Genomic DNA, 14918 nt, shown 5'->3' with positions numbered 1-14918 from the left:
CTGCTACGGGAGCTGCTGTGAGCAGCTCCCGTAGCGTCCTGCGGCTGTTGCTAGCAGCAACCAGCTCCGCAGGTGCAGCAGCAGGCTGCTGAGGCGGGCGGCACTGGTCCTGCGGCTGGAGCTCCTCCAGTTGCGGGCAGTGCGCTCGCGGTGGGTGTGGAGCCGGCGGCGGTAGCTGTTGTGTTCTCGACGATGCGGACCACGAGCGACTTCGACGGGATGTTCCGCCAGTCGCGGAGCGAGAGCATGTAGAGGCCGGGTGGGATGAGGCCTCTGTTCGCGTCGATCTTGAGGGTCTTCAGGTTCCAGTTGGTCGTTGCTGTCACCGGCACGTCGACGGCGCGCTGGTTCGGGTCGGACGAATGCGTCACCGACGTGAGTCGTTGCAACATGGCGCCGGTCACGGAGGCGGGGCCGGCGAAGGTCACCGAGTAGGAGCCGCCGAGTTTCATAGTGGGCGCCACGCTGGTGATCGTCGGCCGGGTGACTCCTGCTTGCATGTACCACGGCTTGTAGACCTCGAGCCGCGACTCCACCGAGCCCTGCATCGCAGTAGTTCCCATGGTGACGACTGATCCGTCGAGGAGCAGCATGCACGAACTGTGGTACATCCGGGGCACGGTCGGGCTGGCGACTTGCTGCCACGCGGTCGCGCCGACGGGCAGCCGGGCGGCACGCAGTACGGGCCTGGTGTTGTGATCGGCGCCGCCGGCAACGAACGCGGACTTGTCGGGCAGGACGGTGGCGCAACTGTGCATCGCCGCGAAACCGAGGTACGGGCCGTTGGCGAACTTGTGCGTCGCGGCGTTCAGATCGACGGTCGCCGTGGTGCCGGTGAGACCGGTCGGGCAGCCGCCGCCGATCACCATGAACTTCTGCGTCTGCGCCGGATAGAGCAGCAGGGTGCTGGCTTGATCGCGGCAGTCGGGGTAGAGCAGACCGGGGATCGGGTACCAGGCGTTGTTCGTCCAGTTCCAGCATCCGGGGGAGGCGCCGGCCTTGCCGCCCATGTTGGTGCCGGAGTAGCAGAGTGTCCCGTTCTTGCGGAGCACCATTCCGGCGTACAGGGGGAAGATCCGGGTGCCCGGCAGTTTGCTCCAGGTGTTCGTGGTGGAGTTGTAGGTCTCGTTGGTGGAAGTGACCTTGCCGGCGGCGTCCAGGCCGCTGACGACGATCGGATTGCCGACGGCGTTGACCGGTCCGTTCGGATACCAGCGGGCGACGTTCATCAGGCCGGCGGAGGTGAACTTCTCGGTGACGTCGTCGAATGCATAGGTCTGGCGAATTCCGGTGTAATAGAGATCGCTGGTGGCATAGTGGCCGGTGCCGCCGAAGAACAGTACGCGACCGTCGGGCAGATGTGAGTGGCCCGAGCAGAACAGGTCGATGTTCGGCATCGGGATTTCTCGCGGACAGGTGCCCGGCGTGGCCGGGTCCCAGAGCCAGGTTTTGAAGATCTTCTGGTCGAAGAAACTCTTGTTGTACCCCGATCCGGCGGTCATCAGGACTTTGCCGGTTCTGGTCAGGCTCGCATGGATCGGATTGATCTTGTAGCCGTCGACCGTGCAGTCGCCGACGACGGACCAGGAGCCGACGTCGGCTGCCGTGACTCCCGCTGCCTGCCTGGGCGCGTACACCGGCTGCTTCTCGGCGGCCGTGTAGACGTGTTCCGGCGAATAGGCACCGTTCGGGTCGGTCAGCATCCGGCTGATACAGGCGCCGAGTTCGCCGGCCGAAACCGTGTTGCAGGTGACGCCGTTCGTCGTCGCGGCTGCCGGTCGCAGGAGTGGCGGAGCAATCAACGGCGCGGAGTCCGCCGTCGCTGCATTGATCAGGGAAATGAACAGGGTGAAAACGGCGACAAATGCGGTCAGCTGCCCTGTTTTGCGCGTGCGCGAGCCATTCCTTTGTTTCATTGAGGTCCCCCCAGATCGGGCTTTCGCCGAGATTCGGCTATCAAGCACGATGCGAAAAGCCCGGATTAAGTTGCGTGGCGGTCTGGGCTATTGTGCGGAGACGGTCGCCTTCAGTGCAGCGGCCAGGGCGGCCGGACGAGAGGGGAGCGGGATGAGACTGACCGGGGCGGAGTTGCTGGAGTACTGCTTGGCGAAGCCGGGCGCCTGGCAGGACGAGCCGTGGGAGGGGGACCTGGTCGCGAAGGTCGGGGACAAGATCTTCGCGTTTCTCGGCGGTGGCGCCGCGGTCGGCGTCAAGTGCGGGAACAACCGCGAGGAGGCCGACGAGCTGGTCGACACCTACCCCGACGACGTGGTGAAGAGCGCCTACATCGGTCGCTCCGGCTGGAACACGGTCAAGCTGGGTGGCGCCGTACCGGACGACGAGATCCTGGAGCTGGTCGATACGTCGTACGAGATCATCGTCGCCAAGCTGCCCAAGTCGAGGCGGCCGTCGGCGGCAAGCTGACGTGTCAGGTAGCGCATTCCCGTACTGCGCGTGAGCATCCCGACAGGCGGAACCGGCGTCCTCGATTTGGAAACTCGGACACCGACCAGCGAGAATAGGGGCTGTTGAAGGGGAGTATTCCTTCGCGGCGGTGTCGTCATCACGGTCAAGGAGTTCGTCTCCGCGCCCGGTGCCGCCGGCCAGGCCCGACTGATCGGGCCCGGCGGAAGAGACCTTCGGAGTCCGATTTTCGTCTGAGCTCCGGAGGTTTCTGTGCACGTCGCCGACTACGTTTGGTACATCACCGTAGGGCTGTTGCTCGCCCTGCTGGCCTTCGACGTCTTCGTCATCGGCCGCCGCCCGCACGAACCTTCCACGAAGGAATCGGCCCGGGCGATCATCTTCTACGTCTCGCTCGCGGTGATCTTCGGCCTCGGCGTCTGGTTCTTCTCCGGCGGCGAGTACGCCGGGGAGTTCTTCGCCGGCTGGCTGACGGAGTACAGCCTGAGCGTGGACAACCTGTTCATCTTCTTGATCATCATGGCCAGGTTCCAGGTGCCGAGGAAGTACCAGCAGACGGCGCTGCTGGTCGGCATCATCCTGGCGCTGTTCTTCCGCGGTATCTTCATCGCGGTCGGCGCGGCCGCGATCAACGAGTTCTCCTGGGTCTTCTACCTGTTCGGCGCGTTCCTGGTCTACACCGCGATCCACCTCGCCAAGCAGGGTGAGAACGACGACGAGGACTACAAGGAGAACGCGGTCATCCGGTTCGCGAAGAAGCGGCTGAACGCCACCGACGAGTACAACGGCGTCAAGCTCACCGTCCGCAAGAACGGCAAGCGCCTGGTCACCCCGATGATGATCGTGATCATCGCGCTCGGTACGACGGACCTGCTGTTCGCGCTCGACTCGATCCCGGCGATCTACGGCCTGACCCAGGAGCCGTTCCTGGTCTTCGCCGCCAACGTCTTCGCCCTGATGGGCCTGCGCCAGCTGTACTTCCTGCTCGGCGACCTGCTCCGCCGCCTCGTCTACCTGTCACTCGGCCTGTCGGTGGTGCTCGCCTTCATCGGCGTCAAGCTGGTCCTGCACGCCATGCACGAAAACGAACTCCCGTTCATCAACGGCGGCCACCACATCACCTGGGCCCCCGAGATCCCGATCTGGTTCTCCCTCGGCTTCATCATCGTCACCCTGGGCATCACCACCCTCCTCAGCCTCCACAAGTCCCGCACCATCACCGCGGAAGCCGAGGCAGAAGCGGCCCCCAAGCCCGTCGACCAGACAGACTCGAACAAGTCCTGACGAACAACACGTCGAACCGCCCCGGAGCCCAAACTCCGGGGCGGTTCGACGTATAGAGCCTCGCGATACCAATGGGACCGGGGAGGCGGGGCAGCTCCGCGCCTCGTCGGTGACAGCGACACTCGACTGGGTGCGCAGAGCACGGCCCGCCGGTAATCAGCACACCCGCCCGCCAGACACGCCAGGCGACAGTTCACGCTGGCCATCGACAGAGCCGCGACGTAGGAGCGGCGACCCGGGCGGGGGTGGGTCGAGCGGTCGAAGGAGGAGGCGCGGAGCGGGTCGGCGTACGGGGGTCAGAGGCGGCCGGCGGCGACGAGGGTTTCGAGGCGGGCGGGGAGGAGGGGTTCGTTCTCCAGGAGTTTGCCGGTTTCTGAGGCGTGGAGCATGCCTTCGGCGGAGACGAAGCCGACGTGGTGGACCTGTTTGCCGGGGCGGGCGAAGAAGTACAGGTCACCAGGCCTGGCTTCTTCGACCGGAATCGACTCGAGCGTGTCGGCCTGGTCATGCGCGTCGCGGGGGACTCGCTGGCCGAGAACGCGGCTCACTGTATGCACCAGACCCGAGCAGTCCAGCCCGTACGACGAAGTGCCGCCCCACAGGTACTCGAGCCCCAAGAACTGCGACCCCAGCCGAATCCGATCCTCAGCCGTAGCCGGCGCCTCCACTGAGCGCAGCGCCGAGTCGGCAATCCAGCCCTGACCACCGTCCGGCAGGGCAACACGAGTGAACCCATCGGAGTGATCCACGGAAGCCAGCACAGTCGCAAAAGACAGGTCGAGCAAATGCCCCGACCCAGGCTCAGCCGTCAGCGCTACGGACGGTACGGCGACCGCCACGGGCGCCGTCGCGCTCGAGGGCAGCTCACCGAGGTGACTCGATGGGATCCAGCCCGGATACCCGAGCTCGTCGCTCGACGACGGCTGCCACGGCGCGAGGATCTCGGACCAGCCCTGGCGCTCGGAGCGGACCACCACCGGCTCGCCGTACAGCAACTGGGTCAGGGTTCGCCCGTGCAGCCCGAGGCGCGTCTCGGTGTCCATGGACTTCGCCCATCCGGCCACGTCCGGGGACGCGGCGACCGCGGGTGCATCGACGTCGCGTGGCGCGTCGGGTGAGGTCCAGACGGTGCTGACCGGGACCTTGGCGGCAACTAGCTTCATGAGTTCAAGCCTGTCACGCCGAGCCCAACGCCCGTAGGCAGTTGGATCGTCGAACCTTCATACCGGATCCCACCCATCACAGGAGACTCCTTCAGCCACCAGGCCGCATCGAGGTCGTTCACCAAGGTTGTCGGGTACGCCGCCACCAGCGCCGTAGCAGCGCCGACGCCGACGTGGCTTTCCATCATCGAGCCCACGATCGAGCCGAGACCGTGTTCGCGGGCGAGTTCGAGCAGTGTCCGGGCGGGCCCGAGACCGCCGCACTTGGCCAGCTTCACGTTCACCAGGTCCGCGGCGCCGTGCCGGATGACGGCGACCAGGTCGCGTACGCCGTACACGGACTCGTCGGCGAGGATCGGCGTACTGACCCGGTCGGTGATCCACGCCATCCCCTCCAGATCGGCGGCGGGGACCGGCTGCTCGACCAACTCGATCGCGCAGCCCGCATCCTCCATCGCGCGGATCGCGGTGACGGCGTCGCGCCGGGTCCAACCCTGGTTCGCGTCCAGTCGCAACCGCGGCTCCGGACCGATCGCCTCACGAATCCGGCGGACGCGTTCGAAGTCGGCCGCGGCGTCGCCGGTGCCGACCTTCACCTTCAGTACGTCGAACCCGTCGGCGATCCGGGCGCGTCCAGCGGCAACGAGTGCATCCGCGTCGCCGGCCGACAGCGTCACGTCCGTCCGCACCGAGGAGACCGTGGAGCCGAGGAAACCGTGCAGCGTCTGCCCCCGGCGGCGCGCGGCCAGGTCGTGCAGCGCGACATCGACTGCCGCCTTGGCCCCGAAGTTCCCGACGGCAGCACCTTGCACCCGGCGGAGTGCTTCGGTCAGGTCGTCCGGTTCGAGCCCGTTCAAGGCGCCCGCGATCGGGCCTTCGACGCACGCCTGCGCACCGGCGAGCGATTCGCCGGTCACCTTCCAGACCTGCGGCGCCTCGCCCCAGCCTGTCTCCGAGCCGTCGCTGATCGACACCAGCAGCGAGTCCGCGTGCGTCGCGGTCCGAAGCGCGGTGACGAAAGGGGTGTGCAGCGGCGCCGACACCAGGTGGGTGGAAATCTTCATCGCACAGTCTCCAGGTCGTGCCGGTGTTCCCAAGCTTCCGCGGCCACCGCGGCGATCAGCTTCTGCGCCTCAGTGTCCGGCAGTTCGGACGTCGTGCACATGGTCAGTACGAAGGGCTCCGCGTCGTCGGGCCGGACGACCCCGCCGTCGTGCCGGATCCGGGTGTCCCAGCCGTTCTTGTGCTCGACCCGCGTGCCGGCCGGTACGCCGGCCGGGATCTCGCCGTTCCAGGTGTTCGCCGCCAGCAGGTCGCGCACGTAGCCAGCTGCCGGATCGTTGCCCACTGCAACCAGTACCGCGGCCAGATCCGCCGCGCTCATCTCGTTGCTGATACCCGCCGCCTGGGCGGCCGCGTCATCGATCCCACGCCGGATCGCGCTCAGCCCCGACCCGTACTCCGCCAGCACCGCGTTGGCCGCGTCGATCCCGACCAGTTCGAGCACGAGGTCGGTCGCCAGGTTGCTCGACCTCGTGATCATCTCGGTCGCGAGCCAGCCGAGCGGCACCTGCTCGCCCAGCTTGGTCCAGGTCGCCGGCGCCTCGTCCTCGGCCGGATTCACGCCGAACCGGCCGCCGGCCGCCGACGCGAAGTCGTTGTGCACGGTGACCGGCTGATCCAGCGCCAGTTCGCCGGCGTCGACCTTCCGCAGCATCGCCATCGCGACCGGCAGCTTCATCGTGCTCGCGGAGTAATGCGTCCGTTCCGCTCCGTGCTGGAACACCGGTACGCCGTCGAGCCGGCCCAGCCACACCCCGAACTCACCACTTCCGGCGACGCCGTCGAGCAGCTCCGCGATTCCCATGGTCGTAACCTTTCCACATGCCCCGCCCCTTGACGGTTACCATTCCACAAGATGGCAAGCGGCAATCCACCAGCCCTGTGATGTCCCAGGCTGCGGCAAGTAGAGGTAGTGGACCTGGCAGACTCGCCGGGTGTCCAGAACTGCCGGTCTCCTACTCGGATTCGCCGCCGATCGTCTCCTCGGGGACCCCCGCCGGTTCCACCCCGTCGCCGGCTTCGGTCAACTGGCCGGCCGGGCCGAGAAGAGTCTGTACGCCGACTCGCGAGCTGCCGGTACGGCGTACGCGGGGCTCCTGGTCGGCTCGGTCGCAGCCGCTGGTGTGTTCGCCGAGCGCCTGGTCCGTGATCGGCCGGTCGCGAGGACCGTGCTGACCGCGGCGGCGACCTGGGCCGTGCTCGGTGGTCGGAGCCTGGAGCGAGAAGCCGAAGTGATGGCCGGGTATCTCGAAAAGAAGGAGATCGCTGCTGCTCGCGTTCGACTCGGCTATCTGTGCAGCCGTGATGCCACCGATCTGGAGGCCGACGAGCTCGCCCGGGCGACGGTCGAGTCGGTCGCGGAGAACACTTCCGACGCCTGTGTGGCGCCTCTGTTGTGGGGCGGCGTCTTCGGAATTCCCGGCCTGATCGGTTATCGCGCGGCGAACACGCTGGACGCGATGGTCGGCTACAAGTCGGCGCGCTATCGCAACTTCGGCTGGTGCGCGGCGCGGCTGGACGACGTACTCAATCTGCTTCCGTCGCGAGCTTGTGCCGTGCTCACCGGATTCGCCGCCGGGAGACCGGGGGAGACGTGGCGGGTGTGGCGCCGGGATGCGCCGAAGCATCCGAGTCCGAATGCGGGCCCGGTCGAGGCGGCGTTCGCAGGGGCGCTCGACCTGCGGCTGGGTGGGACGAACACCTACGGCGACGAGGTGGAGGATCGCGGCTCACTCGGTGACGGCCTACCGCCGACGGTGCCGGACATCCGGCGTACGGCGGCGTTGGCGCGGCGAGTCGGCTACGCGGCGGCGGTCACCGCGGCGATTCTGGCGCTACGCCCCCGAAGGTCGAGCCAGGTGGAGGACTAGGTGCATTTGAGTCAGCGGCCGCTGCGGATCGCGTTGATGCGGCACGGGGAGTCCGAGGCGAATCTGGACAAATCGATCTTCGAACGGGTGCCCGACCACGCGATCCCGCTGACCGCGAACGGCGTACAGCAGTGCGCGGAGACCGGGCGGCGGCTGCGCGAGGTGTTCGAGAACGAGCCGGTACGGGTCTACGTCTCGCCGTACCTGCGAGCCCTGCAGACCCTCGACGCGCTCGGCCTCGACGACCTGATCGGGCTCGCCCGCGAAGAGCCGCGGCTGCGCGAACAGGACTGGGCGAACTACCAGGACAGCGAGGACATCGAGCGACAGCAGGTGCTGCGCGATTCGTACGGGCACTTCTTCTACCGGTTCACCCACGGGGAGTCCGGCTCGGACGTGTACGACCGGGTGTCGAGCTTCCTGGAGACCATGCACCGCGACTTCGAGACGGCCGACTCGCCGCGCAACGTGCTGCTGGTGTCGCACGGGCTCACGATGCGGCTGTTCTGCATGCGCTGGTTCCACTGGTCGGTGAAGTTCTTCGAGACGCTGCGCAATCCGGGCAACGCCGAGACGCGCGTCCTGCTGCGCCAGCCGGATTTCCGGTACAAGCTGGACCGGCCGTTCGAACAATGGACCGAGTACGAACCGACGGAACGGGAGCGATCGGCATGGTTGTAGAACAGACCCGCGCGGCCGCACTGGAACTGCTGGCCGCGCTCTCACCGGAGCTGCGCGCGCGCATCACGGTGCCCTTCGACACTCCAGACCACCAGATCTGGACCTATCTACCCGGTGAACGGCCCGGTGTGACACTGGGGGAGCTGGACGTCGCCCAGCGCGCGCTGGCGATGCGGCTGCTCGAGATCGGGTGCAGTGAGCGCGGGTACGGCGATACGCAGTCCGTGCTCTTCACCGAAGCCGTACGGCGTGGGCTGGCGCAGGCCGAGCCTGGTTCTGCGGTGGACATCGGGTCGGAGCAGCGGTACTACCTCCGCATCCTCGGCGACCCTGGCGGCGACAGTCCGTGGGCCTGGCGGATCAACGGGCACCACCTCGCGGTGCACGTGACCGTTGTCGACGACGTGGTCGCGTTCACTCCGCAGTTCTTCGGCGCCGAGCCGGCGGTGGTCGAATCGGGCCCGCACAAGGGCTTCCGGGCGCTCCCGGCCGAGCAGGACCTCGGCTTCGAGCTGCTGCACGCGCTGGAGCCGGGCCAGCGTACGGTCGCTGTCTTCTCGGAGAAGGCACCGGACGACATCCTGACCCGGTACGACCCGGTCGCGGATCCCGGCGTACTGCGGCGCGGGCTGGCGTACGGCGACATGGACGCTGCGCAGCAGACGCTCTTCAGCCGCCTCATCGGCCAGTACGTCGGACGCGCGGCCGACGTGATCGGCCAGCGCACCTGGAAGGACATCACCGACAACGGCATCGAACGCCTCACCTTCTCCTGGGGAGGCGGCTCCGAACCCGGCGTCGGCCACTACTACTCGATCGCCGGCCCCACCTTCCTGGCCGAATACGACAACACCCAGAACGACGCCAACCACATCCACTCGGTCTGGCGCGACCTCCACAACGACTGGGGCAAAGACCTCCTGGCGGAGCACTACGCGTCGCACAGGTCATAGGTAGGTGAGAGAGCCCACGTCGCGCCTGCGCTCGCTCCTGCGTCGCTCACTGGGCGCTCCTCCCACCCACCCGGGTCGCGGGCTCCTTCGTCGCCCGCTCAAATGAAAGCCGCGTGGTGGCGCGCGAACCCGATCCGAAGGCAACTCCAGCGGTCCCGGTCCCGGTCACGCGTGCGCTCGCTCTGGCGATCCGCGTTCGTCTAGCCGTCGGGCGGCGATCGAGACCGGCTGCCTGAGCAGCACGCGCTCTTGAGCGAGCGACGAAGGAGCCCATGACCCCGGGTGGGTGGGAGCAACGCCTAGCAAGCGACGCAGGAGCAAGCGCTGGCGTGGCGCGGGTCCTCCGGAGTCGCCTGCCGACGAGGCTCGCACGGCACCAGGCCGCCTTCATCTGAGCGAGCGAGGGAGGAGCCCGCGACCGCAGGGCGGGTGGGAGGAACCCTCAGCGAGCGACGCAGGAGCGAGCGTGAGCGTGACGTGGGCCTACTCCGGCGTACCCACCAACCCGAGTCGGCTAGAGTCTTCGTGTTAGCGACGGTTGGTGCAGGAACCCGGTGTGAGTCCGGGGCGGTCCCGCCACTGTGACCACGTTCTCGTGGGAGTCAGGAACTGCTGCCGTCGTACCTGCCACCTGGGGCGTGGACACCCCGAGGAAGGACCGGCCGCGCTTGCCCGCGAACGCGAACCTGTTGCTGCTTTCAACCGCCGACACCGACCTGCTCGCCGCCTCTCAGGCCGGCGCAGGCTGGAAGGTCGCCAATCCCGCCCGGGTCGACCTGGCGGAGCTGCCGGAAATGCTTGACGGCGTCGAGGTCGTAGTGGTCCGCCTCCTCGGCGGTCGCCGCGCCTGGGAGGAGGGTCTCGACGCCGTCATCTCCGCCGGCATCCCCACCGTCGTGCTGTCCGGCGAGGCTGCTCCCGACGCCGAGCTGATGTCACTCTCAACGGTTCCCGCCGGAGCCGTCACCGAGGCACTCGCGTACCTACGCGAAGGTGGCTCGAAGAACCTCACCAACCTCGCCGGCTTCCTCCGCGACACCTTGCTACTCACCGGCGACGCCTTCGACCCGCCGTACGCGCTTCCCACGTACGGCGTACGCGCCGGCCGCACTTTCCAGAAAGACGACCGCCCTGTCGTCGGCATCGTCTACTACCGAGCGCACGAGATCTCCGGCAACACCGCCTTCGTCGACGCGCTCGCCGACGCCATCGAGAACGCCGGTGCACAAGCACTTCCCGTGTACTGCGGCACGCTGCGCGGCCTGGACCCGAGCAGCACGGAGAACGCCGAACTCTTCGGGCTGCTCAGCCAAGCAGACGTGCTCGTCACCACCCTGCTCGCCGCCGGTGGCACGGTCGCCGCGAACGCAAGCGCTGGTGGCGACGACTCGTGGGACGCGGGCGCGCTCGCCTCGCTCGACATCCCGCTGATCCAGGGCCTCGCGCTGACCTCGACCCGGGAGCAGTGGCTTGAGAGCGACGCCGCGATCAGTCCGTTGGACGCCGCGACCCAGGTCGCGATCCCCGAGTTCGACGGCCGGCTCATCACGATTCCGTTCTCGTTCAAGGCGTACGACGCCGAGGGGATCGCCAGCTACGCGCCGGATCTCGAGCGCTGCGCGCGGCTCGCCGGAATCGCCACCGCCCAGGCGAAGCTTCGCCACGTGGAGCCGAAGGACAAGAAGCTCGCGCTCGTCCTCTCGTCGTACCCGACCAAGCATGCCCGGATCGGCAACGCGGTCGGCCTCGACACACCCGCCTCCGCTGTCGTCCTGCTCGGTCGGCTCCAGGAGGCCGGCTACGACCTCGGACCGGACCTCAACCTCGACGAACTGCAAGGCGCCGACGGTGCGGACGGCCTGATCCACCGGCTGATCGCGGCCGGTGGGCACGACGTCGACTGGCTCACCGACGAGCAGTTGTCGAGCGCGGTCGCCAAGATCCCGCTGTCCACCTACGCGAAGTGGTTCGGCGCGGTACCGGAATCGTTGCAGACGGCAATGACCCAGGCGTGGGGCGAGGCGCCGGGAAGCCTGTACGTCGACCAGTCGGGCCCGGAGCCGGCGATCGCCTTGGCTGCCCTGCGGTTCGGCAACGTCGTACTGATGATCCAGCCGCCGCGCGGATTCGGGGAGAACCCGGTCGCGATCTACCACGACCCGGACATGGCGCCGTCTCACCACTACCTCGCGGCGTACCGGTGGCTCGAAGCATCGCCGGAAGACGGCGGCTTCGGCGCGCACGCCGTTGTGCACCTGGGCAAGCACGGCACGCTGGAATGGCTGCCTGGCAAGGGAATCGGTATGGCGGCCGACTGCGCGCCGGACGCCGTACTGGGCAACCTGCCGCTCGTGTACCCGTTCATCGTCAACGACCCGGGGGAGGGGACGCAGGCGAAGCGGCGCGGGCATGCGGTGATCGTGGACCACCTCGTACCGCCGATGGCGCGCGCCGAGACGTACGGCGACATGGCCAAGCTCGAGTATCTGCTCGACGAGTACGCGACCGTCTCCGCGCTCGACCCGGACAAGGTGCCGACGCTGCGGACGCAGATCTGGACGTTGATCCAGGCGGCCCAACTGCACCACGATCTGCACACGTCCGAGAAGCCGGAGGACGAGGAGTTCGACGAGTTCGTCCTGCACCTCGACGGGTATCTGTGCGAGATCAAGGACGTCCAGATCCGCGACGGGCTGCACATCCTCGGTGGCGGTCCCGTCGGCGAGGCCCGCGTCAACCTGGTCCTCGCAGTACTGCGTGCGCAGCAGATGTGGGGCGGCAAGGCGGGCGCGGTTCGGGGTCTGCGTGCTGCCTTGGGTGACACGTTCGGTGTCGACGAGGCCGCGATGCTCGCCGACCCAGGACAGGTCGTGCCGGAGCTCGCGGAACTGGCGACGCTCGCCGATCTGCCGGCCATCAGTGGTGCCGACGGTGTGGACCTGCTGGAGTCCGTCGCGCGCAAACTCGTGCTGGGTATGGAAACGCTCGGCTGGGATGCGGCCAAGGTGCCGGTCGTCGTCGACGAGGTTCTCGGCCGCGCGTCCGACGGCGTCACCGCCTCGCTGACCTTCGCCGCCACCGAGGTCGTGCCGCGACTGGCCCGGACCGGCGACGAGCTGACCAACGTACTGCGTGCACTGGCCGGCCGCTTCGTCGAAGCCGGCCCGTCCGGCTCGCCGACCCGCGGTCTGGTGAACGTCCTGCCGACCGGCCGCAACTTCTACGCGGTCGACCCGAAGGCCATCCCGAGCCGCAACGCGTGGGACGTCGGCGTCGCGCTGGCCGACTCGCTGCTCGCTCGACACCGGGCCGAGACGGGGGAGTGGCCGCGATCGGTCGGCCTGACCGTGTGGGGCACCTCCGCGATGCGCACTCAAGGCGACGACCTGGCCGAGGTGCTCTGGCTCCTCGGCTGCCGCCCGGTCTGGGACGAGGCGTCCCGCCGCGTCACCGGCTTCGAAGTTGTCCCTCTGGATGAGCTCGGTCGGCCGCGGGTCGACGTGACGATCCGGATCTCGGGGTTCTTCCGGGACGCCTTCCCGCACGTGGTTTCGCTGCTGGACGAAGCCGTTCGGACGGTCGCCGCGCTGGAAGAAGATGCCAGCGACAACTACCTTCGCGCGCACGTCCAGGCTGATGTTGCCGAGGGCAATGACTTGCGGTCGTCGACGGCCCGGGTCTTCGGTTCCAAGCCCGGCTCGTACGGTGCGGGGCTGCTGCCACTCGTCGACGCCCGGAACTGGCGGACCGACGCCGAGCTCGCCGAGGTCTACGCCGTCTGGGGCGGGTACGCGTACGGCAAGGACCTCGACGGCGCGGAGGCCCGGCCGTCGATGGAGCGCGCCTACGCGCGGATCCAGGTAGCGGCGAAGAACGCGGACACCCGCGAACACGACATCATGGACTCGGACGACTACTTCCAGTACCACGGTGGCATGGTCGCGATGGTGCGCCACCTGACCGGGTCGAACCCGAAGGCGTACATCGGCGACTCCGCCGTACCGGCTCAGGTGAAGACGCGGACGCTCGAGGAGGAGACCAAGCGGGTCTTCCGGGCGCGCGTGGTGAACCCGCGCTGGATGGCGGCGATGCAACGGCACGGGTACAAGGGCGCCTTCGAGATGGCCGCGACAGTGGACTACCTGTTCGGGTACGACGCGACCGCGGGCGTCGTGGACGACTGGATGTACGAGACGCTGACCAAGGAGTACGTCGCGAATCCGGAGATCGCCGAGTTCTTCCGCAAGTCGAACCCGTGGGCCCGGCACGGTATCGCCGAACGGCTGCTCGAGGCGGCTCAGCGCGGTCTGTGGTCGGAACCCACCGACGAGGCTCTGGAAACCCTGCGCACGGCCGTCCTGGAAACAGAAGGTGACATCGAGGATCGCGGCTGAGACACCATCCGGGGGCGGTCCGGTCGTGTGATTGGGTAATGACATGGCTTCTGAGCAGTTGCGAGTCCTGATCACCAACGACGACGGCTACCAGGCTCGGGGGATCCGGGCTTTGGCGCGCGCCGTCGCCTCGGCCGGTCACGAGGTGCTGGTGGTGGCGCCGCTGACGGACCAGAGCGGCGTCGGTACGGCGCGGGCCGGCTGGGTCAACCGGCCGATCACGACCGCCTCGGAGGACGACGACGGGATCACCTACATCGGGGTCGACGGCACGCCGGCGCTCGCTGTCACGATGGCCCGCCTCGGCGCGTTCGGCAAGTCGCCGGAGCTGGTCGTGTCAGGGATCAACCACGGCTACAACTTCGGCGCGATCCTGCACTCGGGCACGGTCGGCGCAGCGCTCACCGGCGCGACCCAAGGGGTGTCGGGGCTGGCGATCAGCATCGGCTCCGAGGACCCGCGGCACCTGGAGGTCGCGGCGGACATCGCCGCCGAGCTGATCGACTGGCTCCGCGACGAACCGGTCGGCACGGTCCTCAACATCAACGTTCCGGACGTCCCGAAGACCGACCTGCGAGGCGTCCGAAGCGCCCGCCTGGCACCGGTGAACCCCAGTCGCCTCAAGGCCGGCGTGGCGCCCACCGGCGAGCCGATCATGATCCTGCGCGACCCGGATCCGTCCCAGGACCCCGAATCCGACGAGGCACTACTGACCGAGGGCTATGTAACCGTCACCTCGATCACCGGCGTCCAGGCCCTCCCAGACACCAGCCCAGCCGAACACCTCAGCAAGCACCTCGACTAGCCCGCGCCCCCGACATCCCGCCAGCCCGGTTCCCGCGAGCCCGCCAGTCCGGGTTCCGCGAGCCTGCCAGGCCCGCGTTCCCGGGAGCCCGCTAGTCCGGTTCCCGTGAGCCCGTGAGCCCGGGAGCCCGCGAGCCCGCGAGCCCGCGAGCCCGCGAGGCCGCGTTCCCGCGAGCGCGCCAGGCCAGGTTCCGCGAGCCCGTGAGTCCGCGAGCCCGCCAGGCAAGGTTCCGTGAGCCCGTGAGCCCGCGTTCCCGGGAGCCCGCGAGCCCGCGTTCCCGC

General features: G+C 68.2%; 11 protein-coding genes and 1 riboswitch. Of the genes, 7 read left to right on the top strand and 4 right to left on the bottom strand.

Going from position 1 to position 14918, the window contains the following annotated elements:
* Positions 1-50: 50 nt before the first annotated feature.
* Positions 51-1916 carry a galactose oxidase early set domain-containing protein gene (locus tag EV138_RS01065; protein ID WP_133976607.1) on the bottom strand — a complete coding sequence of 622 codons (1866 nt, stop codon included), beginning with the start codon at positions 1914-1916 and terminating at the stop codon, positions 51-53.
* Between the two features lie 151 nt (positions 1917-2067).
* Between EV138_RS01065 and EV138_RS01060 the strand changes: the two genes are divergently transcribed.
* Entirely contained in the window at positions 2068-2424 is a 357-nt protein-coding gene (locus EV138_RS01060; protein WP_202866588.1) for an MmcQ/YjbR family DNA-binding protein, read from the top strand.
* A 252-nt stretch (positions 2425-2676) separates the two neighbouring features.
* Positions 2677-3708 carry a TerC family protein gene (locus EV138_RS01055; RefSeq protein WP_133976606.1) on the top strand — a complete coding sequence of 344 codons (1032 nt, stop codon included), beginning with the start codon at positions 2677-2679 and terminating at the stop codon, positions 3706-3708.
* Between the two features lie 296 nt (positions 3709-4004).
* Here EV138_RS01055 and EV138_RS01050 read toward each other — a convergent pair whose 3' ends face one another.
* The 3 genes from EV138_RS01050 to EV138_RS01040 are packed head-to-tail and all read right to left on the bottom strand — an operon-like array spanning position 4005 to position 6738.
* The gene (locus EV138_RS01050; protein WP_133976605.1) at positions 4005-4871 is read right to left on the bottom strand and encodes a C40 family peptidase; all 867 of its coding nucleotides are present in this window, start codon (positions 4869-4871) and stop codon (positions 4005-4007) included.
* Entirely contained in the window at positions 4868-5935 is a 1068-nt protein-coding gene (locus EV138_RS01045) for a mandelate racemase/muconate lactonizing enzyme family protein (protein ID WP_133976604.1), read from the bottom strand. Before EV138_RS01045 ends, EV138_RS01050 begins: the two co-directional genes overlap by 4 nt.
* Positions 5932-6738 carry a serine hydrolase gene (locus tag EV138_RS01040; RefSeq protein WP_133976603.1) on the bottom strand — a complete coding sequence of 269 codons (807 nt, stop codon included), beginning with the start codon at positions 6736-6738 and terminating at the stop codon, positions 5932-5934. The genes EV138_RS01045 and EV138_RS01040 overlap by 4 nt, the downstream gene beginning before the upstream one ends.
* A 130-nt stretch (positions 6739-6868) precedes the next feature.
* On the opposite strand from EV138_RS01040, the gene EV138_RS01035 reads away from it, so the two are divergent.
* From EV138_RS01035 to surE, 5 genes are all read left to right on the top strand, one after another.
* Positions 6869-7804 (top strand): cobalamin biosynthesis protein, encoded by a 936-nt coding sequence (locus EV138_RS01035; RefSeq protein ID WP_133976602.1) that lies wholly within the window; start codon positions 6869-6871, stop codon positions 7802-7804.
* Positions 7805-8485, top strand: coding sequence for a histidine phosphatase family protein (locus tag EV138_RS01030; protein ID WP_202866587.1), 681 nt, complete (start codon positions 7805-7807; stop codon positions 8483-8485). It begins immediately after the preceding gene.
* Entirely contained in the window at positions 8476-9438 is a 963-nt protein-coding gene (locus EV138_RS01025) for a DUF3500 domain-containing protein (RefSeq protein WP_133976601.1), read from the top strand. Before EV138_RS01030 ends, EV138_RS01025 begins: the two co-directional genes overlap by 10 nt.
* Positions 9439-9956: 518 nt before the next feature.
* Positions 9957-10072: riboswitch (cobalamin riboswitch) on the top strand.
* 34 nt (positions 10073-10106) lie between these two features.
* Positions 10107-13832, top strand: coding sequence for a cobaltochelatase subunit CobN (gene cobN, locus EV138_RS01020; RefSeq protein WP_238157884.1), 3726 nt, complete (start codon positions 10107-10109; stop codon positions 13830-13832).
* Positions 13833-13875: 43 nt separating this feature from the next.
* On the top strand, positions 13876-14637 hold the full coding sequence (gene surE, locus EV138_RS01015; RefSeq protein ID WP_133976600.1) for a 5'/3'-nucleotidase SurE: 762 nt from the start codon (positions 13876-13878) through the stop codon (positions 14635-14637).
* Positions 14638-14918 lie beyond the last annotated feature (281 nt).

The organism is Kribbella voronezhensis (assembly GCF_004365175.1).
In the GTDB taxonomy this organism is placed as follows: domain Bacteria; phylum Actinomycetota; class Actinomycetes; order Propionibacteriales; family Kribbellaceae; genus Kribbella; species Kribbella voronezhensis.
Note: the sequence above shows the minus strand (reverse complement) of the source record. Positions and strands in the feature narration are given on the sequence as shown.

Excerpts from the sequence above, each read along its gene's own strand:
- EV138_RS01065 (WP_133976607.1), bottom strand. The coding sequence starts at position 1,916 with ATGAAACAAAGGAATGGCTCGCGCACGCGCAAAACAGGGCAGCTGACC.
- EV138_RS01060 (WP_202866588.1), top strand. The coding sequence starts at position 2,068 with ATGAGACTGACCGGGGCGGAGTTGCTGGAGTACTGCTTGGCGAAGCCG.
- EV138_RS01050 (WP_133976605.1), bottom strand. The coding sequence starts at position 4,871 with ATGAAGCTAGTTGCCGCCAAGGTCCCGGTCAGCACCGTCTGGACCTCA.
- EV138_RS01045 (WP_133976604.1), bottom strand. The coding sequence starts at position 5,935 with ATGAAGATTTCCACCCACCTGGTGTCGGCGCCGCTGCACACCCCTTTC.
- EV138_RS01040 (WP_133976603.1), bottom strand. The coding sequence starts at position 6,738 with ATGGGAATCGCGGAGCTGCTCGACGGCGTCGCCGGAAGTGGTGAGTTC.
- EV138_RS01025 (WP_133976601.1), top strand. The coding sequence starts at position 8,476 with ATGGTTGTAGAACAGACCCGCGCGGCCGCACTGGAACTGCTGGCCGCG.
- surE (WP_133976600.1), top strand. The coding sequence starts at position 13,876 with ATGGCTTCTGAGCAGTTGCGAGTCCTGATCACCAACGACGACGGCTAC.